Source organism: Streptomyces acidiscabies (assembly GCF_020010905.1).
GTDB lineage: Bacteria > Actinomycetota > Actinomycetes > Streptomycetales > Streptomycetaceae > Streptomyces > Streptomyces acidiscabies.
In genome coordinates this window covers 4,441,254-4,464,509 of record NZ_JAGJBY010000002.1, presented here as the reverse complement: position 1 = coordinate 4,464,509, position 23,256 = coordinate 4,441,254, and the positions used below count along the sequence as shown (strand labels likewise).

Here is a 23,256-nt window from a genome sequence, read left to right as displayed (position 1 = left end):
ACCTCGGGTTCTACGGTTACGTCATGCACCTCACCGCGCGTCTGCGCCCGTTCGTCCCGGCTTCGGCCGCGTTCCATGTCATGGGTCTGCTCATCCACCTCGGCGTCCTGCTGACGCTGGGCCTGCCGTGGATCTTCTTCGACCCGTCGGCGCTGTGGGCGGTGCTCCTCGCGGTGGCCGTGCCGGTCACGGCGGTGGTGTACGCCGGGCCGGTGTTGACGAAGGCGCAGCGCACGCGGCTGCGGACGCGGCTCGGCGTGGAGATCCCCGAAGGACGCGCCGGACGAGGGGAGTTGACCTACCACCTGCTGGCCGGTCCGCTGCTGACGCTCGGGGCGACGCTCGTCCTGCTGGCGTGGGGCGCGGCCGGGGTCGCCGCCGCCTTCTACGTGTGGATCTGGGCCGTACCCCCCGACTGGCGTCTGGCGAACGCCGGTTACACCGTGCAGGGCGCGTACATCACCGCCGCCGGGCTCGCCCTGCTGTACGGCGCGGCCTGGTCGTCGGGGGCGCTGGCCCGGCTGGACGGACGGATCGCCTCGGTGCGTCTCGGGCCGGGCCGCGAGGCGCAGTTGGCGTACCGGGTGTCCGCGCTGGCCGAGAGCCGGGCGGGTCTGGTGGACGCGGTGGACGCCGAACGGCGGCGTATCGAACGGGACTTGCACGACGGGGCGCAGCAGCGGCTGGTGTCGCTCGCCGTGAACCTCGGGATCGCGAAGGCGACGCTCACCGAACTGCCGCCGGACGCGCGGCGGGTGCTGGCGGAGGCGCACCGGGAGGCGAAGGAGGCGATCGAGGAACTCGGCGCGCTGGTACGGGGGTTGCACCCGGCCGTGCTGGAGGACCGGGGGCTCGACGCGGCGCTGTCGGGGCTCGCCGGGCGGGCGCCGATTCCGGTGCGAGTGCGGGTGGAGCTGTCGTCGCGGCCGTCCGCGACCGCCGAGTCCGTCGCCTACTTCGTCGTCTCCGAGGCGCTGACGAACGTGGTGAAGCACGCGGAGGCGTCGCGGGCCGAGGTGTCGGTGGAGCGGTTCGGGCCGACGCTGCTGGTCGTCGTCAGCGACGACGGGGTGGGCGGGGCGCGGGTGGGGGCCGGGAGCGGCCTTGCGGGGCTGGTCAAGCGGGTCGCGGCGGTGGATGGGAAGCTGTCCCTCGACAGCCCTGTGGGAGGGCCGACCGTTCTGACCGTGGAGCTGCCGTGCGTGCCGTGATCGCCGAGGACTCGGTGCTGCTGCGGATCGGGGTCGTCAAGGTCCTGGAGCTGGCGGGGTTCGAGGTGGCCGCCGAAGCCGGCGACGCCGAGGGCCTGTTGGGCGCGGTCGAGGAGCACCGGCCCGACATCGCGGTGGTGGACGTCCGGATGCCGCCCGGCTTCACCGACGAGGGGGTGCGGGCCGCGCTGGTGATCAAACGCCGGTGGCCGGGGACCGCCGTCCTGCTGCTGTCGCAGTACGTGGAGGAGCGGTACGCGGCGGACCTGCTCTCCGCGCACACGACGGGGATCGGGTATCTCCTCAAGCAACGTGTCGCGGACGTCGAGGAGTTCGCCGGGACGGTGCGCCGAGTGGCCGCCGGGGGCACCGCGTTGGACCCCCAGGTCGTGTCCCAGCTCCTCGCACGCCGGCACAGCGATCCCCTCGACCGGCTCACGCCGCGCGAGCGCGAGGTGCTGGAGCTGATGGCCGGCGGACGCTCCAACGCGGGGATCGCCGGGGAGTTGGTGGTCAGCGAGAGTGCCGTGGCGAAGCACATCAACAACATCTTCGCGAAGCTGGACCTGCCGAGGGCGGACGCGGACCACCGGCGGGTGCTGGCGGTGCTGCGGTTCCTCGACGTCGCGTAGCGGGCCGGGGCCGCGCGTCCCGGTGTCTCAGGGCTGGAGGCGTTCGTGCGTCCACGTGCCGTCGGTGCCGGGACGGTCGTAGCGCAGCCGGCGGTGGAGGCGGTCGGGGCTGCCGTACCAGAACTCGATCGCCGTGGGGACGAGGCGGTAGCCGGTCCACTCGGTGGGGCGGGCGACGTCCGCGTCGGCGGCGACCAGGGACTTCGCCTCGGCGCGCAGGGCGTGTTCGTCGGTGAGGGGGCGGCTCTGGCGGGAGACGGCGGTGGTGGCGCGGGCGGCGAGGGGGCGGCGGGCGAAGAGGTCGTCGGACTCGGCGGCGCCGACCTGCTCGACGGGGCCGGTGACGGTGAGCTGCTGGAGGGTCTCGCGCCAGTAGAAGGTGAGGGAGGCCCAGGGGCGGGCGGCGAGTTCGACGCCCTTGCGGCTGCCGGTGAAGCTGGTGAAGACGAGCCCGGAGGCGTCGGCGTCCTTGACGAGCAGGACGCGGGTGGAGGGGCGGCCGTCGGCGTCGGCGGTGGCGAGGACAGCGGCGTACGGCTCGCGGACCTCGCGTGCGACGGCGCTGTCCAGCCAGTCGAGGAGCAGGGGGAGCGGGTCGGCGGGCGGGGTGTCGAACTCGGGGAGGTCGAGGTCGGTGGCGCCGCTGAGCGACTGGGTGCGGGGGGAGGTGGTCACGTGGGGGGTGCTCCTTGTGCGTGGTGGATCGTCGTACGGATCATCCTGCCCGACCGGGGTGGCGGGCGGCGTCGCCGATCATCGGGAGCAGGCTCACGAAGGTCAGCGAGGCGAGGGTGAGCAGGATGGCGGGGGCGGGCAGGTTGCGGTTGAGGAGTTCGAAGACGAAGGGCGCGGCGAACCCGGTGTAGGCGAGGGCCCAGTAGACGGCGGTGAGGACGGCGAGCCGGTCGGGGCTCGCGAGGCGGGCGGTCTGGGTGAGCCCGTACACGGCGCACAGCCCGTATCCGCAGCCGAGGACGGCGGAGGCGCCGAGCGCGGCGTACGGGTCCTCGTGCCGTACGGCCCAGCTTCCGGTGACGAGTCCGGCGGCGATCGTCGTCATCCCGGCGATCGCGGGCGCGAGGGGGTCGCGGGCGGCCAGTCTGCGGGCCAGCGGTGTCATGAGGACGCCGCCGCCGGGGGTGACGAGGATCGCCAGCCCGCCGTAGAGCAGGGCGTGTTCGCCGACGGCGCCGGCGACGAGGTGGGGCAGGACGACGTAGCCGATGGTGGGCGCGGCGAAGACCCAGGGGGCGAGCGGGACGACGTACCGCAGGAACGGGCGCACGCTCCCGGCGGGCCGCGCCCCGCGTTGTGCGGTGCGGGCGGCGCGGGGTCCCGCGGTCTCCGGGAGGCGGGCGACGGCGGCCAACGCGAGGGCGGTCAGGGCGAGTTGGGGGAGGTAGGCGAGGAGCAGCGGGTGCGGCAGCCACTGCGCGATGAGCGCGGAGCACAGGCCGCTGAGGGCGAATCCGGCGGACAGGCAGAGGCTGGCGAGGCGGGCGGGCCGGTCCGGGTCGCCCGCCTCGCCCGCCCGGTCGTGGAGTTCGCGGGCCCAGACGGCGACGGAGGTCATCGCGGCGCCGATGGCGAGTCCGGCGAGCATCCGGCCCGCGAAGAGCAGCGCGGTGATCTCGGAGCCCGCCATCAGGGTCAGGGAGGAGAGGCCGGAGGCGGCGATGGCGGCGACCACGACGCGTTTGCGGCCGAGGCGGTCGGTGACCGGGCCGCCGAGCAGGATGCCGGGCACGATGCCGAGGACGTACACGACGAACGCGCCGACGACGGTGCTCTGGGGGAGGCCGAGCAGCCGGCGGTAGACGTCGAGGAGGACGGTGAACTCGTTGGCGGTCCAGCCGATCGCGACGAGAGTGAGCGCCGCCCTGCGCCATTGAGCGGTGTCCGTCGGCCGCTGTTTCTCTCGAACCCTTGGCGTATGCAAGGTTATTACCGCCCTTTCCAACTTTTTAGCGCACCATCACCGATGTTCTGCTTGTTGTATACAACTTGAAGCTTTAATATCCCGGACATGGATCTTCGACGCCTGAATTCTTTCGTGGCAGTCGCAGAGGAAGCGCATTTCGGCAAGGCCGCCAAGAAGCTCTACCTCTCCCCGCCGTCGGTCACTCTGCACATCAAGCAGTTGGAGGCCGATTTCGGAGTGCAGTTACTCCACCGCACACCCGTCTCTCTCACTCCCGCGGGCCGGCGTCTGCTGCGCCACGCCCGCCAGCTCCTCGGCGCCCTCGACGCGGCCCGCCAGGACCTCGCCGATCTGGCGGAGCCGGGCGGCCCGCGCACCGGGCGGCTGCGGGTGGGGGTGATGAGTCACGGCGCGGGGGAGCTGACCTCCTCCGCGCTGTCCGCTTTCCAGCACCTGCGCCCGAACGTCCCGCTGACGGTCGTCCAACTCGACTTCCAGGAGCACCAGTCGGCGTTGCTGGACGGGGCGGTGGACGTCGCCTTCATCCGGCCGGCGCCCACGGACGACCGGATCCGGTGCGACGTGCTGACGACCGAGTCCCGGGTCGCGATCGTCCCCGCCACCTCGCGGCTGGCGGACGCGCGCGCCGAGGGGGTCTCGCTCGACGAGGTGCTGGACGAGCCGTTCCTGCCGGTCACCGAGGTGCCCCGGGAGTTCGCCGACTACTTCTACTTCGCGCCCGCGCGCGGGGGGACGCCGGTCAGGCAGGGCGCGCCCGCGGTGGTGCGTACGCCGTACGACGCCCTGCGCTCGGTCGCGGGCGGGGCGGGGGTGGCCACCACAGTGGAATCGTTCACGCATTATCACTCCTGGCCGGGAACGGCGTACGTGCCGATACTCGACGCACCCTGGGAAAACTGTGTGCTGGCCCGGCGCGGTGACGACGACAGTCCGAGCGTCCAGACCTTCCGGGCGCTGACCGCGACGCTCGCGAAGAATCAGTCGGTGCCGTCGCTCGATAAATTGCCGGATCCGGAAAACCTGCGGAATTCCGCAAAAGAAATCCGGCGCGATCACGCCGCCTGAGCGCGGCGTCCGAATATGCCCGAACGGACATCCGTTCCGCATTGTCCGGACGCCGGACGGCCCCGGGGATCAGGCGCCGAGCTGCTGCCACTCCTTCAGCCGCTGGAGCCTGAAGATGTCGGCCACGGAGGCGATCTTCGGCTCCAGCGCGACGGTGTCCCCGGCATCGCGGATGGAGCGGTAGGTCTCCCGCAGGGAGGAGATCGTGGCCCGCATGCCCTGGTTGGCGTAGATCACCACCTGGACGCCCATCGCCTCGGCCTCGGCGATGTTCCAGTCCGGGTAGGTGGTCGGGACGACGACCACCGGGAGGCGGCCCTCCCAGCGCTTGACGAACTCGACGACCTCGGTGTTGGTGCTCTTCTTGGAGTGGATGAGGACGGCGTCGGCGCCGCCGTCGGCGTAGGCGTGGGCGCGGTCCAGCGCGACGTCGACGCCGAGGCCGTTGATGAGCGCCTCGGTGCGGGCGATGACGAAGAACTCGTCGTCGCGCTGGGCCTTCTTGGCGGTCTCGATCTTCGCGACGAACGCCTCGGTCGACAGGAGGGTCTGGTCGCCGTCGGCGAAGCTGTTGATCTTCGGGAAGAGCTTGTCCTCGATGGCGACGGCGGTGATCCCCCGGTCCTCGAACTCGTGGACCATGTGGGCCACGTTGAGGTTGTTGCCGTAGCCGGTGTCGGCGTCCGCGACGACCGGGATGCCGAGCGCCTTCTGCATGTGGGCGGCGGCCTCCAGGTACTCCGTCATCGTCAGGATGCTGGCGTCCGGGAGGCAGCGGGACGCCGAGATCTCCAGGCTCGACGACCAGATCGCGTCGAACCCCTCCTGCTCCGCGAGGACGGCGCCGAGCGCGCTGTGCGCGCCGGCCACCCGCAGGGCCCGGCCGGGCCGCAGGAGGGACCGGAAAGAGGGGGCTGAGGGGGGCTTCAGGGACATGGGAACACCTTCTGTCAGCGATTCACCAAGGCAATGTGCACACTATTTATGCCGGATTTTTCGCTCGGAGTTTGTCTTCCGGCTTCCTTCCAGACACCTTCCGTATCCTTCACCGTCACGACAGCCGTTGGCGAGAGCCTTCGGAAATCCTGAAGAACGCCCATTCGTCATTGACAGGCGTCACCCCATGTCAAGATCATTGAACTCAGCGCGACACCGACCCGATCCCCCCACCGATGCGTTGCATCAGCGAATCGAGTCCGTCTCTTCCGTGTCGCCACCCGTATCCACACCGGGAGCTGAACCCGTATGAACACCCCCACCATGCGCGCCGGACTGCTGACCGCGCCGCGCGTCCTCGACCCGCACGCCCGGCTCGACGTGCCCGAGCCCGGCCCCGGTGAACTCCTGGTCCGCGTCCTCGCGTCCGGCATCTGCGGCTCCGACCTCGCCGCCTGGCGGGGCACCCACCCCTACAAGGTGGCGCCCGTCGTCCTGGGGCACGAGTTCTGCGGCGAGGTGACGCGCGTGGGCAGTGAACTCGACGCGGACGACGGGGAGTTCACGGCCGGCGACCTGGTCTGCTCGGCGGCGTTCTCCCCCTGCGACACCTGCGCCGAGTGCCGGCGCGGCTCCCCCCACCTGTGCACGGACCGCCGCAACCTCAGCCACGAGGGGTGGCAGGGCTCCTTCGCCCAGTACGTCCTGCTGCGCCGCAACATGACCCACCGCCTCCCGCCAGGCACCGACCCGGTCGCGGGCGCGCTGGTGGAGCCGCTGTCCATCGGGCTGCACGCGGTGCGCCTCGCCGGTGCGGGCGCCGGGCGCACGGTCGCCGTCCTCGGGTCCGGCACGATCGGGCTGAGCTGCCTGCTGGCCGCCCGGCGGGTCGGGTTCGGCGCGGCCGTCTGCGTGGACGCCGGGCCCGCGAAGGCCCGGCTCGCCGAGGCGGCGGGCGCGGCGGGGTACGTCGACGCCCGGACCGGATCGCCCTCCCCCGCCGAGGTCGGTGAGCTGATCGTCCGTCAACTCGGCGGTGAGCGGCCGGAGGTGGTGTTCGTCTCGGCCGGGTATCCCGGTGTCCTCGACCAGGCCGTCGCCGCCGTACGGCCCGGCGGGACGGTCGTCGTCGTCAGCTACTTCGAGGGGCCCGTCCTCACCGACCTCAACGCGCTCGTCGGGCGTGAGGCCCGGGTGCTGTTCTCCTCGCTGTCCGTGCCCGACGACTTCCGCCGGGTCATCTCCTGGCTCGCGGACGGCACCCTCGACCCGCTCCCGCTGGTCACCCACCACTTCCCGCTCGACGACATCGAGGAGGCCATGTCCGTGCTCGACCGCCCGGCGGCGGCCACCGGCAAGGTGATGCTGCGGATCGGGGGCGCCGCGTGAACGCGCTGCTGCTCGCGCTGGCCGACCTCACCCCCGACCCGGACCGCGTCCGCGCCCTCGCCGTCGACCCGGACCCCGCCGCGTTCCTGGACGCCGCCGCCCGGCACAAGCTGCTCCCGCTGATCGGCCGGCACGTCCACCGCCACCACCTCGACCGCGGCGCCGGCGCCCTCCCCCACGCCTGGGTGCTGACCTCCGCGTACGTCGCCAACCGTGCCCGCAACCTCGCCCTCGCCGACGAGTTCGGCGCCGTACAGCGCGAGTTGACGTCCCATCAGGTCCGGTACGCGCTCCGCAAGGGGTTCATGCTCGCCGAGGGCGTGTACGGCGATCCCGGCGCCCGGCGCATCGGCGACCTCGACCTCGCGCTGCACCCCGGGGACGCGGGGCCTGCGCATACGGCGCTCACCCGACTCGGGTACGTGCAGGGGGAGTTGGCCGTCGACGGGGACCGGGTCGTGCCGTACGACGGCGTCGGCGACGGGCCCCGGCGCGGGGACGACGGGGAGTTCCTGCCGTACCGCAAGGCCGGACTGCGGCCCGAAGTGCCCGAGTTCTACGTCGACTTGTGCACCGTCCTGCCCGAGGCGCCGCTCGGGCTGCCCGAGGTGCCGATGGCCGACGTGCTGGAGCGGTCGCGGAGTTCCGTGCGCTGCGGGTCCCCCGCGCGGGAGTTGCATCCCGTCGACCAACTCGTCGACCTGTGGGCACAGTTGAGTGCGCCTGCCCGTGCGCTGCTGGACGGGGAGCCGGACGGCGGGTTCCTTCCGCTGGCCAAGCTGCTCGACGTCGCGCTGCTGTCCGCGCGCCTCACCGACGCGGACTGGGCGCTCACCGAGGCGCTCGTCTCCCGGCCCGGGCTGTGGCCCGCGCTGGACGCCGTGCCGCGCCTCGTCTCCCTCGTGTTCCCCGGCTCCACGCCGTCGCCGTTCGCCGACGGGCCGGCCGCCGTGCCCGGGCTCACCGCTCGCCTGACGGCCTGACCTTCCTAGGAGTCCCCCCATGCTCATCGCCCTCGTCGGGTCCGACGGTGCGGGCAAGTCCACCGTCACGCGGCTCCTCACGGCCGGCTCCGCCGGTCCCGTACGGCGCTCCGACCGCTGGGACATCGTCGCCGAGCCCCAGCACTATCCGTCCGCCCGACTCCTGCGCCCCGACGTCCAGTTGGGCCGGACCGCCGCCGCCGAGATGCCCAACCCTGCGCGGTTCCTCTTCTTCCTCTGGTCGTCCTGCATGGCCCTCCAGGGCCGGGACCCGGCGCCCTCGCCGGACACGGTGACCCTCCTCGACGGCTACTGGATGAAGCACGCGGCGGTCGAGGTGGTGCACGGCCTCGACCGGGCGTGGGTGGAGTCGGTGGGCGCCGGGCTACCTGCCTGCGACCAGGTCCTCTACCTGCGGATCGCGCCGGAGACGGCGTGGGAGCGGAAGCGGGGGGAGGAGATCCTGCCGTACGAGTGCGGGGGCGACCCCTTGTGCTCCCGCGAGTCGTTCATCGTCCACCAGGGCCGGGTACAGCGGGTGTTGGACGACTGGGCGGGACGGTTCGGGTGGCGGACGGTGGACGCGGATCGGCCCGTCGAGGAGGTCGCGGAGATCGTGCGCGAGGCGGCGGGGCTGGCGGCGGCGTCTGCCGAGGTGACGCGGTGAGCGGGGTACGGGTGGGGGGCGAGGGGACGTCGTACGCGAGCGGCTCCGGCGCGGATGGTCGGCTCGACACGTTCGGCTCCGGTACTGGCGGCCGGCACGACACGTCCGGCTCCCGCGCAGCCGGCGGGGTCGACACCTCCGACTCCCGCACGGACGGCGAGTTCGGCACCTCCGGCTCCAGCTCGACCGAGGTGCCCGGCGCGTCCCGGCGAAGCTCGCCCGCAGCCCCCGGCACGCCTCGCCCCGCCTCGGCCGAGGTACTCCGCGCCGGATCGGGCTCGCCCGGGGTGCCTGACGTATCCCGCCCCGACCGGGCCGAGACTCCCGGCTCGGCTCGCCCCGGCGGAGCCAAGGCGCCCGGCGCACACCAAACCGCCTCGGCCGCGCCCCCCGCCGCCGCCCGGCCGAGCCCGGCCGAAGCGCCCGGTGCGACCCGGCCCTCCCGAGCCGAGGCGCTCCGCAGCGCCCCGTCCTCTTCCGCCGGACCCGATCTTCTCGTCCTCAAGGTCGGGGGGAGTCTCGTGTCCGACAAGCGGGCCGATGACGGGATCGACACCGCCGCTCTTGCCGGGTATGCGCGGCAGGTCGCCGGGTTGGCGCGGGAGCGGCCCGGGCGGGTGGTGTTCGTGGCCGGGGGCGGGGCGTTCGGGCACGGGGCCGTGCGGGAGTTGCGGGCCGATGATCCGTTCAGCGCGCTGGAGTTGACCCGGGCGACCTTCGCGGTGAAGTGGGCCTGGGTGAGTGCCCTGCGGGACGCCGGGGTCGCCGCGCTGCCGTTGCAGGTGGCCGCGCTCGCCTGGGACCGGCGGCCCGCGGGGCGGGTCGGTGACGCCGACCCCCGAACCGTCGGCGCCGGTACGGGTGAGGAGGTCGAGGCGGAACGGACGGTCCTGCGCAAGCTGCTGGACGTCGACGCCGTACCCGTACTCTCCGGGGACTGTGTCCTCGCGGCGGACGGACGCCTGCGCATCCTCGGCAGCGACCACGTCCCCGGGCTCCTCCTGGACGCCGGTTTCGGCCGGGTCAGGATCGTCACGCTGACGAACGTCTCCGGGGTCCTGGCGGACGGTCCCGCCGGCACGGAGGTGGTCCCCTTCGTCGACCCCGACGCCCCCGACACCGCGCACGACCTGGTGTGGGAGTCCGCGAGCTGGGACACCAGCGACGCCATGCACGGCAAACTCCGCGCCCTCACGAGCCATGCCCGGCGGGGCGGCGAGTGCCTGATCATGCGGGGCGACCCCAACACCCCAACGCTCACGCACCTCTTCGACCCGATCGCCGCTTGGCCTCCGGCGCTCCCCCACACGCTGATCGCCCGCCGAACCCCGGCAGACGCAAGCACGTAGACCCACCCCCCTGCCGTAGCTGCGGGCAGTCGCGCCACCCCACAGACCCGCACCCGCCCCACTCACCCCACCCAGCCGCGGACAACCGCGCCACCCCCACCGACCCGCACCCTCTCCACTCGCCCCGCGTAGCTGCGGACAACCGCGCCACCCCCACCGACCCGCACCCACTCCACTCGCCCCGCGTAGCTGCGGACAACCGCGCCACCCCCACAAACCCGCACCCACTCCACCCCGCCCACTCAGCTGCGGCCAGCCGCGCCGCACCCCAGCGGACCCGCACCCTCTCCACTCGCCCCGCGTAGCTGCGGGCAGTCGTGCCGCTAGGGGCGGCACGGGTGGGCGCAGCGGCACCCCGCCAGCGCGGGCAAGCTCCAACGCCCCTACCCCAGCCACCCACCAACCCGCACCCGAACCACCACCACAGCCACCCCTCACCCCCTCACCCCCACACCCCCCACATCCCCCCAGAAAGGCACCCCCATGTCCACCACCCCCCTCCCCCAACTAACCCTCCTCAACCCCGGCCCCGTCAACGTCCACCCCGACGTCCGCGCCGGCATGACCTCCCCCGACCAGTGCCACCGCGAGTCCGAACCCCTCGCCCTGCTGGCCCGTACCCGCCGCAAGGCCACGCAGATATCCGGCGGAACCCCCGAAGACCACACCGCCGCCATCTTCACCGGCTCCGGCACAGCCGCCCTGGAAGCCGCGTTCGCCTCGATCGTCCCGCCCACCGGCCGCATCCTGATCCTGGACAACGGCCACTACGGCGCGCGCCTGTGGCGGATCGTGAGCGCGAACGGCGTCCCGCACCAGCGCCTGGAGTTCGGCTGGACGAACCCGATCGACCTGAAGACCCTGGACCGCACGCTCGCGGAGGACCCGGGCCTCACGCACGTCGGACTCGTGCAGCACGAGACGAGCACGGGCCAGCTGAACCCCGTGCGGGAGATCGGCGAGATCGTGGCGAGGCACGGCCGCCGGCTCGCGGTGGACGCGATCAGCAGCCTGGGCTCAGAACGCTTCGACCTGGTGGAGGACCACGTCGACTGGGTCGTGGCGACGGCGAACAAGTGCCTGGAGGGCCTCCCCGGCGTGAGCTTCGTCGCGGGCCGCAGGGACCGTTTCGAGGAGCTGAAGGACGTACCCGCACGCGGCTTCTACCTGGACCTGTACAGCAACTGGTCGTCGCAGAAGGGCAAGGGAGTCCCGGCGTTCACCCCGGCGGTCCAGGTACTGACCGCGTTCGAAGTGGCCCTGGACCGCTCGATCGAGGAGGGCACGGTGGAGCGGGGCAAGCGGTACCTGCACCTCGCGGAGCTGATCCGCGCGGGCCTGACGGAGCGGGGCTGCGAGTTCCTGCTCCCCCCGGAGCACCGCGCGAACTCCTGCACGAACGTGTACATCCCGCACGGCATCGCGTACACGGACCTGCACGACACGATCAAGGCGGAGGGCTACGTCATCTACGCCACTCAGGAGCAGCTCCCGGGCGTGTTCCGCGTGGCGAACATGGGCCAGCTCACGGAGTCGGACGTGACGGGCTTCCTGGAGGCGTTCGACCGAGCGGTCGAAAAACTCAAGCCCTGACCCCACTCCAGCCCTGACCCCGGCCGCCGTCCCCCACCCGCACGGCCCCCCACCCCCACCCCAACTCCCCCATCCCCCCACCCCGGAGGTTCACCATGCCCTTCGTCTCCCTAGCCATCGTCGGCGCGGGCCCCAGCTGCACCTACGCCCTGGAACGCCTCGCCGCCCTCGCCCAGTCGGCCGAAGGCCAAGTCCCCCTGGCCATCCACATCTTCGACGCCTCGGGCCAGTTCGGCGCCGGCCAGGTGCACAGCCCCGAGCAGCCCGCGACCAGCTTCCTGAACCGCATCGTCGGCCAGGTCTCGTTCGCGGCGGACGAGACCGTCGAGGAGGCCGGCCCGCTGCTCCCGGCCGAGCTGCGCCCCACGCTCCTGGAGTGGTGCCACGAACGCTTCCGGGCTACCGGCGACCCGCTGTACGACGTGAGCGCGGAGGACTGGCCGAAGCGCTACGTCCACGGCCAGGCGCTCCAGGACCAGTTCGAGACGTACCTCAGGCTGCTGCGCTCGGCGGGCGTGCGGGTCGACCTGCACCACGCGGAGGTCGTCGACATCCACGAGTCCGCCGAGGGCGACAACCGGCTCACCGTCGTCACGAACGCGGCGGGTGCCTCGTACGACGTGGACAGCGTCCTGATGGTCACCGGCCACTCGTGGAACGACCCGGACCGCTACCCGAAGCAGGCGAAGTGGAACGCGTTCGCCAAGCAGCACGGCGCGGTGTTCGTGCCGTCCGCGTACCCGATGGAGCTGCACATCCCGGAGGCGTCGACCGGCCCGGGTTCGGTGGTCGGCTGCCTCGGCATGGGCCTGACCAGCATCGACATCATCCTGCACCTGACGGAGGGCCGGGGCGGGACGTACGTCGACCGGGGTGACGGCCAGTTGCTGTACGTCCCGTCGGGCGACGAGCCGGCGTCGATCGCGGTGTTCAGCCGCTCGGGCCTGTTCACGTTCGCGCGGCCGTACAACGCGAAGGAGCGCGACCTGGACGCCCTGGAGCACCGGGGTGTGTTCCTGACGGAGGCGGCGGTGGACGCGCTGCGGGTGTCGCAGGGCGGGACGCCGGTGACGATCGGCGGACTGGCGCGCGTGCAGCTGGACTTCGAGCGGCATGTGCTGCCGGTCGTGGTGCTGGAGATGGCGGCGCTGTACTACCGGACGCTGTTCGGGCCGGAGTTCGGGGCCGCGCTGGAGGCGGCGGTGCGCCCCGAGTACGAGGCGTTCCTCGCGGACGCGGGCGCGGGTGCGTCGTCCGCCGACGCGGTGGCCCGGCTGTCGGGCGCGGTCGAGCGGTACGTCGACCCGGTGGCGGAGGCGCTGGACGCCGTACTGCGCGGCGGAGCGGCCGAGTTGCCGAAGGGCCTGCTGGGGCGCTACCTGGAGGTCGTGTTCGGCCCGGACTCGGGCGCGCGGCTCGCGGGTCTCGCCGAGTCCGAGGCGGACCGGGCGCGGTTCGCGCGGGCGGTGGAGGTGACGCCGTCGCCGTACCGGCACGGGACGTACGCGGCGGACAACCGGTTCTCGTGGGAGCGGACCCTGTGGCCGATCCCGCGCGACGGGCACCGGGACGGCGAGGGGTACCGGGCGGCGCTGCTCGACTTCCTGGACGTGGACCACCGTTGGGCGGCGCAGGACAACCTGACGAACCCGGCGAAGGCTGCGGCCGACGGCGTCTGGCGCGACCTGCGGGACACGCTGGCGTACGCGGTGGACTTCGGCGGTCTGACGGCGGCCTCGCACCAGAACTTCCTGGACGTGTACATGCGCCACCACAACCGGTTGTGCAACGGCGCGGCCCTCGAAGTCATGGAGAAGGTGCGGGCGGCGATCCGCGCGGGCCTGGTCGACGTGTCGGTGGGCCCCGGCGCCGACCTCACGACGGACGCGGCGACCGGCAGGTTCCGGGTGCAGGGTCCGACGACCGGCGCGGACGTGGAGCTGGACGTGCTGGTGGACTCGCGGGTGCACCCGTTCGACGCGGAGAACGACGTACGGCCGGTGTATCCGGCGCTGCTGCGGCACGGTCTGGTCCACAAGTGGGTGAACCCGGGTCAGGGCGGGGCGCCGGACTTCGGTCCGGGCGGTCTTGAGCTGACGGCGGACTTCCACCCGGTGCGCGGGGACGGTACGGCGGACGCGCGGCTGACGTTCCTCGGCCCGCCGAGCGAGGGCGTGATGTTCTTCCAGCTCGGCGCGCTGCGTCCGAACCGCAACCACCATGTGATGCAAGACGTGCTGCGCTGGGTGCGGGAGTTCTGGCCCCGCGTGCAGGACGCGCCGGTCCCCGCGAGCGCCTGACGCCGCCCCGCCCGTGACGGGTTCCCCCACACCCGTCACGGGCCCCTTTCCCCCTCTCCCCCCACATAAAGGAGTCACCCCGTGGCCCGAACACAGCGTCTGCTGGTCCTGGACCCCGTCGATCCCGAGGCCCTCGCCGAACTCGGCCGGGATCTGGAGGTCGTGGTGCGGCTGAAGCCGCCGCAGGACGAACTCGCCACCCTGGTCAAGGAGGTGGACCCGGACGCCGTCGTAGTCCGCAGCGGGGTACGGCTGACCGAGGAGGTGATCCGGTCCGCGCCCCGGCTGCGGGTGATCGGCCGGGCCGGCAGCGGCACCGACAACATCGACGTCGCCGTCGCCCGCGAGCTGGGCATCCGTGTCTTCACCCTGCACGGCGTCTCCGCGAACGCGGTCGCCGAACTCGCCCTGGGCCTGGCCCTGTCGGTGACCCGCAACCTCGCGCTGGCCGACCGGCAGATCCGCGCCGGCCTGTGGCGCAAGCCGGAGCTGGCGGGACCCGAACTCGGCGGCCACACCCTGGGCGTGGTCGGCCTCGGCCCGATCGGCTCACGGCTCGCGGAGCTGGCCCGCCCGCTGCGGATGCGGGTCCTCGCGTCGGTCGCCTCGCCGACTCCCGAGCGTACGGAGGAACTTGCCGCCGAGGACATCGAACTCGTCCCGCTGGAGGAGCTGTTGCGGGAGTCGGACGTGGTCTGCCTCGCGCTGCCCCTCAACGACGCGACCAGGCACCTCATTTCGGGCCCGGAGCTGGCCGCGATGGGCCCGGACACGTACCTCGTCAACGTCGCCCGGGGCGGTGTCGTCGACGAACAGGCCCTGTACGAGGCCCTGTCGACCGGCGTGATCGCGGGCGCGGCGCTGGACGTGCACGCCGTCGAGGGCGGCATCTCGGCGCTCGCCGAGCTGGACAACGTCGTCCTCACCCCGCACATCGGGGCGACCACGCACGACGCGCAGCACCGCATCGGCGCCCTGCTGGTGTCCCGGCTGCGCGAGGAACTCTCCGCCGCCGGCGTCCTGTCGCGTCCCCTGGCCTCGGAGGCCGTCCAGTGAGCGCGTCCCGTGTCCGTGCCGCCGTGATCGGCGCCTCCGGGTTCACCGGCGGCGAGATGCTGCGGCTGCTGCTGAACCATCCGGACGTCACGGAGATCGCGGCGGCGGCCCGCTCGCAGGACGAGCCGCTGGAGTCCGTCCACCCCCATCTCCTCGGCAGCGGCCTGGAGTTCACCACGCCGGACGAGGTGACGGCCCGTGCGGGCGACTTCGACGTGGTGTTCCTGTGCACGCCGAGCGGCGAGGCCATGCGCCGCGCCGGTGACCTCCTCGCGGCCGGCACCCGGGTGGTCGACCTGAGCGCCGACTTCCGCTTCGCCGACCCCGAGACCTACGCGCGGGCGTACGGCGCCGAGCACACGGCGACGGACGCGCTCGCCGAAGCGGTGTACGGGGTCAGCGAGTTCAACCGGGAGCGCATCGCCGAGGCCCGCCTGATCGCGAACCCCGGCTGCTATGTCATCACCGCGCTCCTGGGCGTCGCCCCGCTCTACGACAGCGGTATCGCGGACCCCGCGTCGCCGCTCAACCTGGTGGGGATCAACGGGACTTCGGGGGCCGGGAACAAGCCGCGCACGGAGGTGATGCACCCCAACGCGTTCGCGGCGCTGCTGCCGTACAGCCTCCAAGGGCACCGGCACGCCCACGAGTTGGAGGATCAGATCGGGCGGGGTGTGGTGGTGGACCTGTCGACCGCGCACGGCAACTTCGCGCGGGGTATCCACATCCAGGCGACCGTGCCCGTACGGGCGGACGTGCGCGGGGAGTTGAGCCGGGAGGCGCTGCTTGAGCTGTACCAGGCGCGCTACAAGGGCGAGTTCTTCGTGCGGGTGAACGCGCGGCCGGCGCACGGCGGGCTCACCGACAAGGACTACCGGCGCTATCCGACGCTGGCCGGGGTGACCGGGTCGAACTTCTGCCACATCGGGCTCGACTACGACGCGCACCGGGGCGCGGTGAAGGTGGTGGCCGTGACGGACAACCTCGTGAAGGGGGCGGCCGGTTCGGCGATCCAGAACATGAACCTGATGCTGGGCCTGGACGAGACGGCGGGGTTGCGGACGTATGGCTTCTGACGCGCCGCTGGCCGGAGTTCCCCGCCTCGCCGACCAGTCGGTGTCCCCCGGGGAGCGGTGGATCCTGTCGGCCGGTTTCAACACCGGCGTGAAGCTCGCCGAAACCGCCCGTATCGACTGCGAGTTGGCGGACATCGCGGCGCTCGCGGACGCGGGTGCGCGGGTCGCGGTCCTGTCCCACCAGGGCAGTCACCGCGACGGCACCGCGCGCGGCCTGTCGCACGTCGCGGCCTATCTGGCACGGGAGTTGGGCCGGGTGGTGGCCTATCATCCGCACAGCGCGGACGAGGAGGCTCCGAAGATCGCGGCGGCGATGGCGCCGGGGCAGATCGTGCTGTTCGGCAACACCCGCGAGTACCCGGGCGAGGAGGGCAACGACCCTGATCTGGCGCGGGCGTTCGCGCGGCTCGGGGACCGGGTCGCGGTGGGCGGCTTCTCCAAGGCGCACCGCGCGCACGCCTCCAACGCCGGGCTCCTGGAGCTGCTGCCCGGGGTGGCGGCGCGGAGTCTGGTGCGGGACGTCGAGGCGCTGGCGCCGTGGGCGGTGCGCGACGGCAGGCGGTCGGTGGCGGTGCTCGGCGGACGCAAGCCGGAGAAGGTCCTCGCCGGTCTCGCGGGGCTCGCCGCCTACTACGACGTGATCGTGCCGGGCGGCGTCGTCCTCAACACCCTCCTCGCCGCCCTCGGCCACCGCACGGGCGCGTCCTGGCTCGGCACCGACCCGGAGCGCTGTGTCCGGGTGGCCCGCGAGGTCCTGGAGGGCCCGCGCAAGGCGCTGGTCCACATCCCGTCGACGGTGTACGTCGCCCCGTCCGACGCCTCCGGCAACCCGACCGGCCCGGCCCGCCCCCTCGCCCTGCCCGCCGACGTGCCCGACGGTCACGCGGTCGTCGACTTCGACCTCCAGCCGTGGGCCGCCGCCGAACTCACCTACGCCGAGCGGGCGGTGGTGGCGGGCACGCCCTGCCAGTACGTGTACGGCCACACGCGGGCGGCGGACGCGGTCCTGCCGGTGCTGGCCGGCACGGACACCCTGCTGCTGGGCGGCGACACGGTCGCCGAACTCCCCTGGCGGGGCCGCACGTCCACCGGCGGCGGCTCCGCGCTCACCCTGCTCGCCGAAGGGGACTGCGCGGTGCTGCGGGCCCTGCGGAATCCACGAAGGACGTGAAGCATGCACTTCGATCTCGACCTCCCGACCCGGATCGTGTTCGGCGCGGGAACCCTGGACCGCCTCGGTCCCCTCACCCGGGAGCTGGGTGAACGCCCCCTGCTGGTGACCGGGCGGTCGGCGGGCCGCAAGTACGGTTACCTGGAACGGGCGTTGGCCTCCCTGGGCGGCGCCGTCCACTTCGACGGCGTGTCCCCGAACCCGACCTGCGTCGAGGTGGAGCAGGCCGCCGAGGTGGCGCGCAAGCACGGCTGCGACGTGGTCGTGGGGCTCGGCGGGGGCAGTCCGCTGGACGCCGCGAAGGCCGTCGCCGCCGTCCTGGGCACCGGGCGCCCGGCGACCGAGCTGATCGGGTCCACGCTGTCCCCGGCCGACCCCGTCGTACCGATCGTGGCGGTGCCGACGACCGCCGGGAGCGGTTCCGAGGTGACGAAGGGCGCGATCGTCACCGACACCGTGCGCCGCTTCCGCTCCGGGATCCGGGGGGACGCGCTGACGCCCCGGATCGCCGTGATCGACCCGGAGCTGACGGCGACGGTTCCGCGGCACGTGCGTACGGAGACCGCGTTCGACGCGTTCGCGCACGCCGTCGAGGGGTTCGTGGCCCGCCGCTCCGACCCGCTCAGCCAGGCGCTGGCCGTCCAGGCGCTGGAGCTGATCACCGAGCACACCGACGACGACTCCCGCGCCGGCCGGGAGGCCCTCTCGCTGGCGGCGCTCCTCGGCGGCATCAACGTCGCCCGCGCCAGCACCTGTCTGCCGCACCGGCTCCAGCAGGCCATGGGCGCGCTGCCCGACCTCGGCATCTCGCACGGCCGGGGCCTGGCCGTCGTCTACCCGGCCTGGCTGCGCCACACCGAGCACCACGCGCCGGACGACTTCGGCCGCCTCGCTCGGCTGCTCGGCACGTCCAGCGTGGGTGAGGCGGTCGGCGCGTTCCTGGAGCGGACCTCGCTCGCGTCGCGGCTGCGGGACCACGGGGTGTCCCGCGGCGACCTCGGCGCGCTGCTCGACGGGGTGACCGGCAACCTCGACAACGACCCGCGCCCCGATGTGGACGCCGAGTATCTGCGGATGCTGTACGAGGAGTCGTACTAGGACAGCGGGACCCGCTCAGGAGCCGTCCAGTGCTCGGGCGCCCGCCAGTCGCGCCACTTGTCCCACCAGCAGTCGCCGCTCTCGACCAGGGCGGCGACCCGGTCGGCCGTCTCGCGCACCGACTCCGCCTCGCCGGGGGCGAATCCGCCGGTGGCGGCGCGGTGGGCGAACTCGTCCTCGTCCTTCCACGTGTACGGCGGGGTCCCGGGGGTGGGCGGGATCAGGAGGTCGAGTTCCTGGTCGAGGGTGTCGAAGCCGTCGGGCGTGAGGCGCATGGGGCGCTGGAAGTTGACGTACCAGCCGCCCGTGGGCCGGCTCCAGACCGAGTAGCCGTCGCCGGGGCGCACCAGTTGGAGGACGCCCGGCGAGCGCCAGGTGTCGCCGATGCCCAGCCAGGGGTGCGGGCCCCGGCTGAACTCGCCCTGTCCGAAGGTGAGGGGGGTTTTCTGAGCCGTGAAGACGGCGAGTCCGTCGGCGTCGTGCGCCACCACCCGTACCGGGTAGACGAGCCATTCGCGCCCGTCGAGCATCTCGCGCCGGACGATGGTCCGCCCCGGCGCGAAGAACTTGTTCACCATACATCGACCCTATCGGGAGCCGTCCCATGTCCCTTGTCGTCGTGGCCCGTTGGCGCACCACCACGGACTCCCAGGAGCACATCGCCACGCTCCTCCCGGACTTCGCGGCCACCGCCCTCGCCACTCCGGGCTGCCTCTCCTTCGAGGCCGCCCGCTCCACGTCCGACTCCCGCTCGTTCACGCTCATCGAGCGCTACACCGACCGCGCCGCGTTCGAACGGCACCTGGCGGGCGCGGACTACCAGCGGATGCTCAACGACCTGATCCTGCCGCATCTGGTGCTGCGGGAGCGGGACATGTACGTACCGCTCCCGCCGTGACACGACGTCAGGAACGGTCGCGAATCAGCCCGAACCGGACACACGATGATCTCTTTCGAGTGAATCAGGGACGGAATTAGCCCGTTCGGCCGAGGGGGCGGGCACGCTGGACGTGTCGAGGCGGGAGGGGCCGGTGGGGACAACGGGGATGCAGGTGGCGGCGGTTCAGGCGCCCGCGCGGGGGGCGGTGCCCCGGCACGTGGCCTGTGTGATGGACGGCAACGGCAGGTGGGCGGCGAGCAGGTCGCTGCCCCGGACGTCGGGGCACCGCGCCGCCGAGGCGACGGTGATCGACGTGATCGAGGCCGCGCGCGGGGCGGGCGTCCAGTGGCTGAGCCTGTACGCGTTCTCGACGGAGAACTGGCGGCGGCCCGGCAGCGAGGTCGACTTCCTGATGCGGCTGGTGCGCCGGGTGGTGCGCAAGCACGCGCCGCTGTTGCACGCGCGGGGCATCCGGTGCCGGTTCCTCGGGGTGAGCGATCCGCGTATCCCGGCGGCCCTGGCGCGGGACTTCGCCGACCTGATGACGCTGACGGAGGGGAACCGGGGGATGACGTTGACCGTCGCGTTCGACCACGGCGGCCGGCGGGACATCGTGGAGGCGGCGCGGTCGCTGATCCGCGCGGGCGTGCCGGCGGACGCCGTCGACGAGGAGAGTTTCGCCGCGCACCTGCCGTTCCCCGACACGCCGGACGTGGACCTCGTCATCCGTACGTCGGGTGAGCAGCGCATCTCCAACTTCATGCTCTGGCAGGTCGCCTACGCGGAGTGGACGTTCCCGCCCGTGCTGTGGCCCGACTTCCGGGCGCCGCACTTCCTGGAGTGCCTGCACGCCTACCAGCAGCGCGACCGCCGGTACGGCGGCGTGGTACCCCAGCCCCAGCGGATCGGAGACTCCCGCCCGTGACCGACACCAGCGCCGCCGACACCCCTTTGTTCGGCCCGGGCTCGAAGTTCGACACGTTCGTCAACGACCCGCGCTGGGCACTGGCCCTGGTGCGGGCGCTCGTCATGGAGGCCGCGCACCCGCAGGTCGGCGCGGCCCTGCTGGACAACTCGACGTTCATGACGCACCCGTGGCGCCGCCTGTGGAACACCTACCGCAGCCTGCGCCGCATGTTCGGCACGGACGACGATGTACGCGCGCGGGAGGCGGACCGCCTGAACCGGCTGCACGCGCGCCTGAGGAGCGCCGGTGCGTACGACGCGACGGACCCGGAGGTCCGGGCGTGGGTCGTGGCGACGCTGTTCGAGAGCACGGTCACGATGTGCCGGCTGAGCGGCCAGCCGCTGGACCCGGCGGAGATGGACCGGGTGTACGCCGAGTACCGGGCGTACCTGGGCGCGCTGGACGGCGAGGAGAACCGGCTGCCGGAGACGGTGCGGGAGTTCTGGCCGTACTACGACCGGGTCGTGGCGGAGGTGCTGGAGAACACGGAGGCGGTGCGGATCATCCTGTACCGGCTGTTCGACCACGTTCCGGCGCCGCCGCTGCTGCACGGTGTGCCGACGCTGTGGGCTGCGGGGCGGGCGGTCGCGGGGCCGGTGATCGGGGCGGTCACGGTGGCGTCGCTGCCGGAGGAGTTCCGGCGCCGGGCGGGGCTGGCCGAGGTCCCGGGGGCGCGGGCGCTGCTGCGGAGCGCGTACTTCGCGGCCGGGCTCGCACGGTTCCTGCCGGAGGGGTGGATCGAGGCGGACAAGGTCGTCGGCCTGCTGTCGACGTCGCCGGACACCGATGATCCCCGGATCAGGGCGGTGCGGGACGCGGTGCGCAAGGCCGGTGCGTTCGTGCGGCTGGTCACGCCGCTGCCCGCCGACCCGGAGCCGGTGTTCGCGCCGTCGCGGGACGCCGAGGACTTCTTCGACGCGGTCCTCGACCAGACCGGCGACGGGTACGTCATGTGGCCGGACCTCGCCGCGATGGCCCGCGAGCTGTCGACCCGCCTCGACCTGGACGAGCCGCTGGAGACCCGCCTGTACACCGCGTACGCCGACTGGTGGCGTGAACTCCAGTCGGCGCTGGACACCGACGGCGACGGCCGGGTGAGCCGCGCGGAGTACGCGGCGGCCGTACCGTCCCTCGCCGGGCCCGCGCTGATCCGGGTCGCCGAGGTCCTCTTCGACGCCACCGACACCGACGGGGACCAGCGCATCGACGCGGAGGAGTACCGGCGGCTGTTCCGCAGGGCGTTCAGCCGCGAGGTGCCGGAGCTCGGGAAGGCGTACGCGCGGGGTGACTTCGTGCGGGACTTCCTGTCGTTCATGGCGGGCCGGCAGCGTACGACGCCGTTCGATCCGCTGCTCGCGGAGGCGTGACGTCAGGGGCGGTTCCCCGTGCGGGGACCGCCCCTGACGGGTGGTCAGCTCGCTGTGCCGCAGTAGGTGCCGGAGATACCGAGGATCGTCATGCAGACCCGGTCGCCCTGGACGAGGGCGGGGGACGGCCTGAACTGGCCCTGCACGAGGTTCGGTTGGGTGAAGATCGCCGTGCTGCCCCCCGCCGGGAGGCCGTTGACGGTGAAGGACAGGCCGAGGGGCGTCGGCGGCTGCTTGATCGAGAACGTGTAGACGTAGCCCTGGGTCGCGTTGCCGTCGACGCCCGCGCACACCCGGGCCTCCGGGATGCAGACCACCTGGATGGAGGGGGCGGCCGAGGCGGTCGTGGGCATCAGGACCGCGCCGAGTGCCGCGCCCGCCGCCAAGCCGCTCGCGATGAGTCTCGTTCGCATGGATCTGGTCGTCTCCTTCTGCCGGCTTCGACCATGCGTTCGGTCGTCCTCGATGGTGGTGCGGGTGGGGCGGGGCGTCAAGAGACGGCGGCGGGAGCGTTGCTAGACGCGGACGGGCTTGCGGCGTCCGGTGATGAGGCCGCCGCCCGCGCCGAGGGCGACCAGGCCCATGCCGACGGCGGTGGCGATGCCCTGGGCGCCGTCCATCGTGAGGTAGGAGACGACGGCGACGACGGCGTTGAAGAGGAACAGGAACCACAGGACGGGCCGCTTCGACAGGAACGCCTTGATGCTGGGCTTCTTGGTGCTGGGCTTCTTGGTGCTGGGCTTCTTGGTGCTGGGCTTCTTGGTGCTCCGCGAGCCCGTGACGGCGTACGGGGACTTGTTCATGGGGTTTCCTTCGTCGTAGTGCGATCTCTGTCCCCAACGATCCCGGCGCGCGCCCGCCGCCACGAGGGAGGCCGCTCCCGGACCTGGGGTGTAGCCCGCTACACCTTCGCCGGGCGGTTTTCCACAACCGCTCACGTTGCGCTGCCCGGCGCACTACGCTCGGTGGGCGAGGTGGTGCATGAGGCACTCGGAGAAGCGGATCACGCTCCTGGAGGAGCTCCGCGCGGGCTGGCGGGCGGCCCGGCGGGGCTGGGTGCTGGACGACGAGCTGTCGGACGCGGTGTGGAACGCGGTGAAGGCCGCGATCCAGGAGGGCATCGTCGAGCAGGCGGACCGGCAGACACGCATCGACCTCGCCGCCCTGGTGGGCCGCCCGGTCCCGCGCGCCCTGCGCATCACCGACTTCGGCCGGGACGTCCTGGTGTACGCGCACAGCCGTACGGCCGTCGCGCCGTCCCCGCGTGAACCGGCGCCCGGCGAGCAGCTGGTGAAGCTGCTGCCCGCCCAGATGGAGACGCTGCGGGTCTTCGTCGGCGTCGGCCACCGGCTGACCCGGCCGCCGGTCGCGGGGCTCCCGGAGCGGGTCGAGGCGGCGGTGTTCAGCCCCGTCGAGAAGCGCTGGTACCTGTGTCTGACCCCGGAGCAGATGGAGTCGGCGGCGTACGCGATGTCCCTGCGGACGACCGTGTTCTCGTGCGCGGAGGAGAACCGCTTCAGGCGGGAGTACGGGGTGCGGGTGCGGCGTGGGCAGGGCTGACTGCCGCCTGCGGG

At 72.8% G+C, this 23,256-nt stretch carries 23 protein-coding genes; 17 read left to right on the top strand and 6 right to left on the bottom strand.

Annotated elements, in window-relative coordinates:
* The first annotated feature begins 23 nt into the window (after positions 1 to 23).
* Together J8M50_RS49545 and J8M50_RS45855 are read left to right on the top strand one after the other, a co-directional pair.
* Positions 24 to 1,211 (top strand): sensor histidine kinase, encoded by a 1,188-nt coding sequence (locus J8M50_RS49545; protein ID WP_010358770.1) that lies wholly within the window; start codon positions 24 to 26, stop codon positions 1,209 to 1,211.
* Positions 1,199 to 1,843 carry a response regulator transcription factor gene (locus J8M50_RS45855; RefSeq protein WP_010358772.1) on the top strand — a complete coding sequence of 215 codons (645 nt, stop codon included), beginning with the start codon at positions 1,199 to 1,201 and terminating at the stop codon, positions 1,841 to 1,843. Before J8M50_RS49545 ends, J8M50_RS45855 begins: the two co-directional genes overlap by 13 nt.
* Before the next feature lie 27 nt (positions 1,844 to 1,870).
* On the opposite strand, the gene phzG is transcribed toward J8M50_RS45855, so the two are convergent.
* Positions 1,871 to 2,518, bottom strand: a complete 648-nt coding sequence (gene phzG, locus J8M50_RS45850) for a phenazine biosynthesis FMN-dependent oxidase PhzG (protein ID WP_010358773.1) — start codon at positions 2,516 to 2,518, stop codon at positions 1,871 to 1,873.
* Between the two features lie 40 nt (positions 2,519 to 2,558).
* Positions 2,559 to 3,782, bottom strand: coding sequence for an MFS transporter (locus J8M50_RS45845; protein ID WP_010358774.1), 1,224 nt, complete (start codon positions 3,780 to 3,782; stop codon positions 2,559 to 2,561).
* An 87-nt stretch (positions 3,783 to 3,869) separates the two neighbouring features.
* Between J8M50_RS45845 and J8M50_RS45840 the strand changes: the two genes are divergently transcribed.
* Positions 3,870 to 4,850, top strand: a complete 981-nt coding sequence (locus J8M50_RS45840) for a LysR family transcriptional regulator (protein WP_040838092.1) — start codon at positions 3,870 to 3,872, stop codon at positions 4,848 to 4,850.
* A gap of 69 nt (positions 4,851 to 4,919) precedes the next feature.
* Here J8M50_RS45840 and J8M50_RS45835 read toward each other — a convergent pair whose 3' ends face one another.
* Positions 4,920 to 5,786 (bottom strand): isocitrate lyase/phosphoenolpyruvate mutase family protein, encoded by an 867-nt coding sequence (locus tag J8M50_RS45835; protein ID WP_010358776.1) that lies wholly within the window; start codon positions 5,784 to 5,786, stop codon positions 4,920 to 4,922.
* A gap of 309 nt (positions 5,787 to 6,095) precedes the next feature.
* On the opposite strand from J8M50_RS45835, the gene J8M50_RS45830 reads away from it, so the two are divergent.
* From J8M50_RS45830 to J8M50_RS45780, 10 genes are all read left to right on the top strand, one after another.
* Positions 6,096 to 7,175, top strand: coding sequence for a zinc-dependent alcohol dehydrogenase (locus J8M50_RS45830; RefSeq protein ID WP_010358777.1), 1,080 nt, complete (start codon positions 6,096 to 6,098; stop codon positions 7,173 to 7,175).
* A complete protein-coding gene (locus tag J8M50_RS45825) occupies positions 7,172 to 8,158 on the top strand; it encodes a nucleotidyltransferase family protein (RefSeq protein ID WP_010358778.1) in 987 nt (328 codons plus the stop codon). Before J8M50_RS45830 ends, J8M50_RS45825 begins: the two co-directional genes overlap by 4 nt.
* A gap of 19 nt (positions 8,159 to 8,177) precedes the next feature.
* Positions 8,178 to 8,825: a thymidylate kinase-like protein gene (locus J8M50_RS45820; protein WP_010358779.1), complete on the top strand. Its 648-nt coding sequence runs from the start codon at positions 8,178 to 8,180 to the stop codon at positions 8,823 to 8,825.
* Positions 8,822 to 10,174 carry an amino acid kinase family protein gene (locus tag J8M50_RS45815; RefSeq protein WP_010358780.1) on the top strand — a complete coding sequence of 451 codons (1,353 nt, stop codon included), beginning with the start codon at positions 8,822 to 8,824 and terminating at the stop codon, positions 10,172 to 10,174. The genes J8M50_RS45820 and J8M50_RS45815 overlap by 4 nt, the downstream gene beginning before the upstream one ends.
* Positions 10,175 to 10,657: 483 nt before the next feature.
* On the top strand, positions 10,658 to 11,767 hold the full coding sequence (locus J8M50_RS45805; RefSeq protein WP_010358781.1) for a pyridoxal-phosphate-dependent aminotransferase family protein: 1,110 nt from the start codon (positions 10,658 to 10,660) through the stop codon (positions 11,765 to 11,767).
* Between the two features lie 95 nt (positions 11,768 to 11,862).
* On the top strand, positions 11,863 to 14,067 hold the full coding sequence (locus J8M50_RS45800) for an FAD/NAD(P)-binding protein (protein ID WP_010358782.1): 2,205 nt from the start codon (positions 11,863 to 11,865) through the stop codon (positions 14,065 to 14,067).
* A gap of 81 nt (positions 14,068 to 14,148) precedes the next feature.
* Positions 14,149 to 15,123 carry a hydroxyacid dehydrogenase gene (locus tag J8M50_RS45795; RefSeq protein WP_010358783.1) on the top strand — a complete coding sequence of 325 codons (975 nt, stop codon included), beginning with the start codon at positions 14,149 to 14,151 and terminating at the stop codon, positions 15,121 to 15,123.
* Positions 15,120 to 16,199, top strand: coding sequence for an N-acetyl-gamma-glutamyl-phosphate reductase (gene argC / locus J8M50_RS45790; RefSeq protein ID WP_010358785.1), 1,080 nt, complete (start codon positions 15,120 to 15,122; stop codon positions 16,197 to 16,199). Before J8M50_RS45795 ends, argC begins: the two co-directional genes overlap by 4 nt.
* The gene (gene pgk, locus J8M50_RS45785) at positions 16,189 to 17,370 is read left to right on the top strand and encodes a phosphoglycerate kinase (RefSeq protein ID WP_010358789.1); all 1,182 of its coding nucleotides are present in this window, start codon (positions 16,189 to 16,191) and stop codon (positions 17,368 to 17,370) included. Before argC ends, pgk begins: the two co-directional genes overlap by 11 nt.
* A gap of 3 nt (positions 17,371 to 17,373) precedes the next feature.
* Positions 17,374 to 18,468, top strand: coding sequence for an iron-containing alcohol dehydrogenase (locus J8M50_RS45780; protein WP_010358790.1), 1,095 nt, complete (start codon positions 17,374 to 17,376; stop codon positions 18,466 to 18,468).
* On the opposite strand, the gene J8M50_RS45775 is transcribed toward J8M50_RS45780, so the two are convergent.
* On the bottom strand, positions 18,465 to 19,046 hold the full coding sequence (locus J8M50_RS45775; protein ID WP_010358791.1) for a ribonuclease FAU-1 family protein: 582 nt from the start codon (positions 19,044 to 19,046) through the stop codon (positions 18,465 to 18,467). The genes J8M50_RS45780 and J8M50_RS45775 overlap by 4 nt on opposite strands.
* 26 nt (positions 19,047 to 19,072) lie before the next feature.
* Here J8M50_RS45775 and J8M50_RS45770 point away from each other — a divergent pair, with 26 nt between their 5' ends.
* The 3 genes from J8M50_RS45770 (at position 19,073) to J8M50_RS45760 (ending at position 21,682) form a co-directional block, all read left to right on the top strand.
* Complete coding sequence (locus J8M50_RS45770; protein ID WP_010358792.1) at positions 19,073 to 19,366, top strand: putative quinol monooxygenase; 294 nt, start codon at positions 19,073 to 19,075, stop codon at positions 19,364 to 19,366.
* A 148-nt stretch (positions 19,367 to 19,514) separates the two neighbouring features.
* The gene (gene uppS, locus J8M50_RS45765; RefSeq protein WP_010358793.1) at positions 19,515 to 20,273 is read left to right on the top strand and encodes a polyprenyl diphosphate synthase; all 759 of its coding nucleotides are present in this window, start codon (positions 19,515 to 19,517) and stop codon (positions 20,271 to 20,273) included.
* A complete protein-coding gene (locus J8M50_RS45760) occupies positions 20,270 to 21,682 on the top strand; it encodes an oxygenase MpaB family protein (protein WP_010358794.1) in 1,413 nt (470 codons plus the stop codon). The genes uppS and J8M50_RS45760 overlap by 4 nt, the downstream gene beginning before the upstream one ends.
* 44 nt (positions 21,683 to 21,726) lie before the next feature.
* Here J8M50_RS45760 and J8M50_RS45755 read toward each other — a convergent pair whose 3' ends face one another.
* A complete protein-coding gene (locus tag J8M50_RS45755; protein WP_010358795.1) occupies positions 21,727 to 22,095 on the bottom strand; it encodes a hypothetical protein in 369 nt (122 codons plus the stop codon).
* Positions 22,096 to 22,197: 102 nt separating this feature from the next.
* Positions 22,198 to 22,485, bottom strand: coding sequence for a hypothetical protein (locus J8M50_RS45750; RefSeq protein WP_010358798.1), 288 nt, complete (start codon positions 22,483 to 22,485; stop codon positions 22,198 to 22,200).
* A 178-nt stretch (positions 22,486 to 22,663) separates the two neighbouring features.
* On the opposite strand from J8M50_RS45750, the gene J8M50_RS45745 reads away from it, so the two are divergent.
* Positions 22,664 to 23,242: a DUF6417 family protein gene (locus J8M50_RS45745; RefSeq protein WP_010358799.1), complete on the top strand. Its 579-nt coding sequence runs from the start codon at positions 22,664 to 22,666 to the stop codon at positions 23,240 to 23,242.
* Positions 23,243 to 23,256 lie beyond the last annotated feature (14 nt).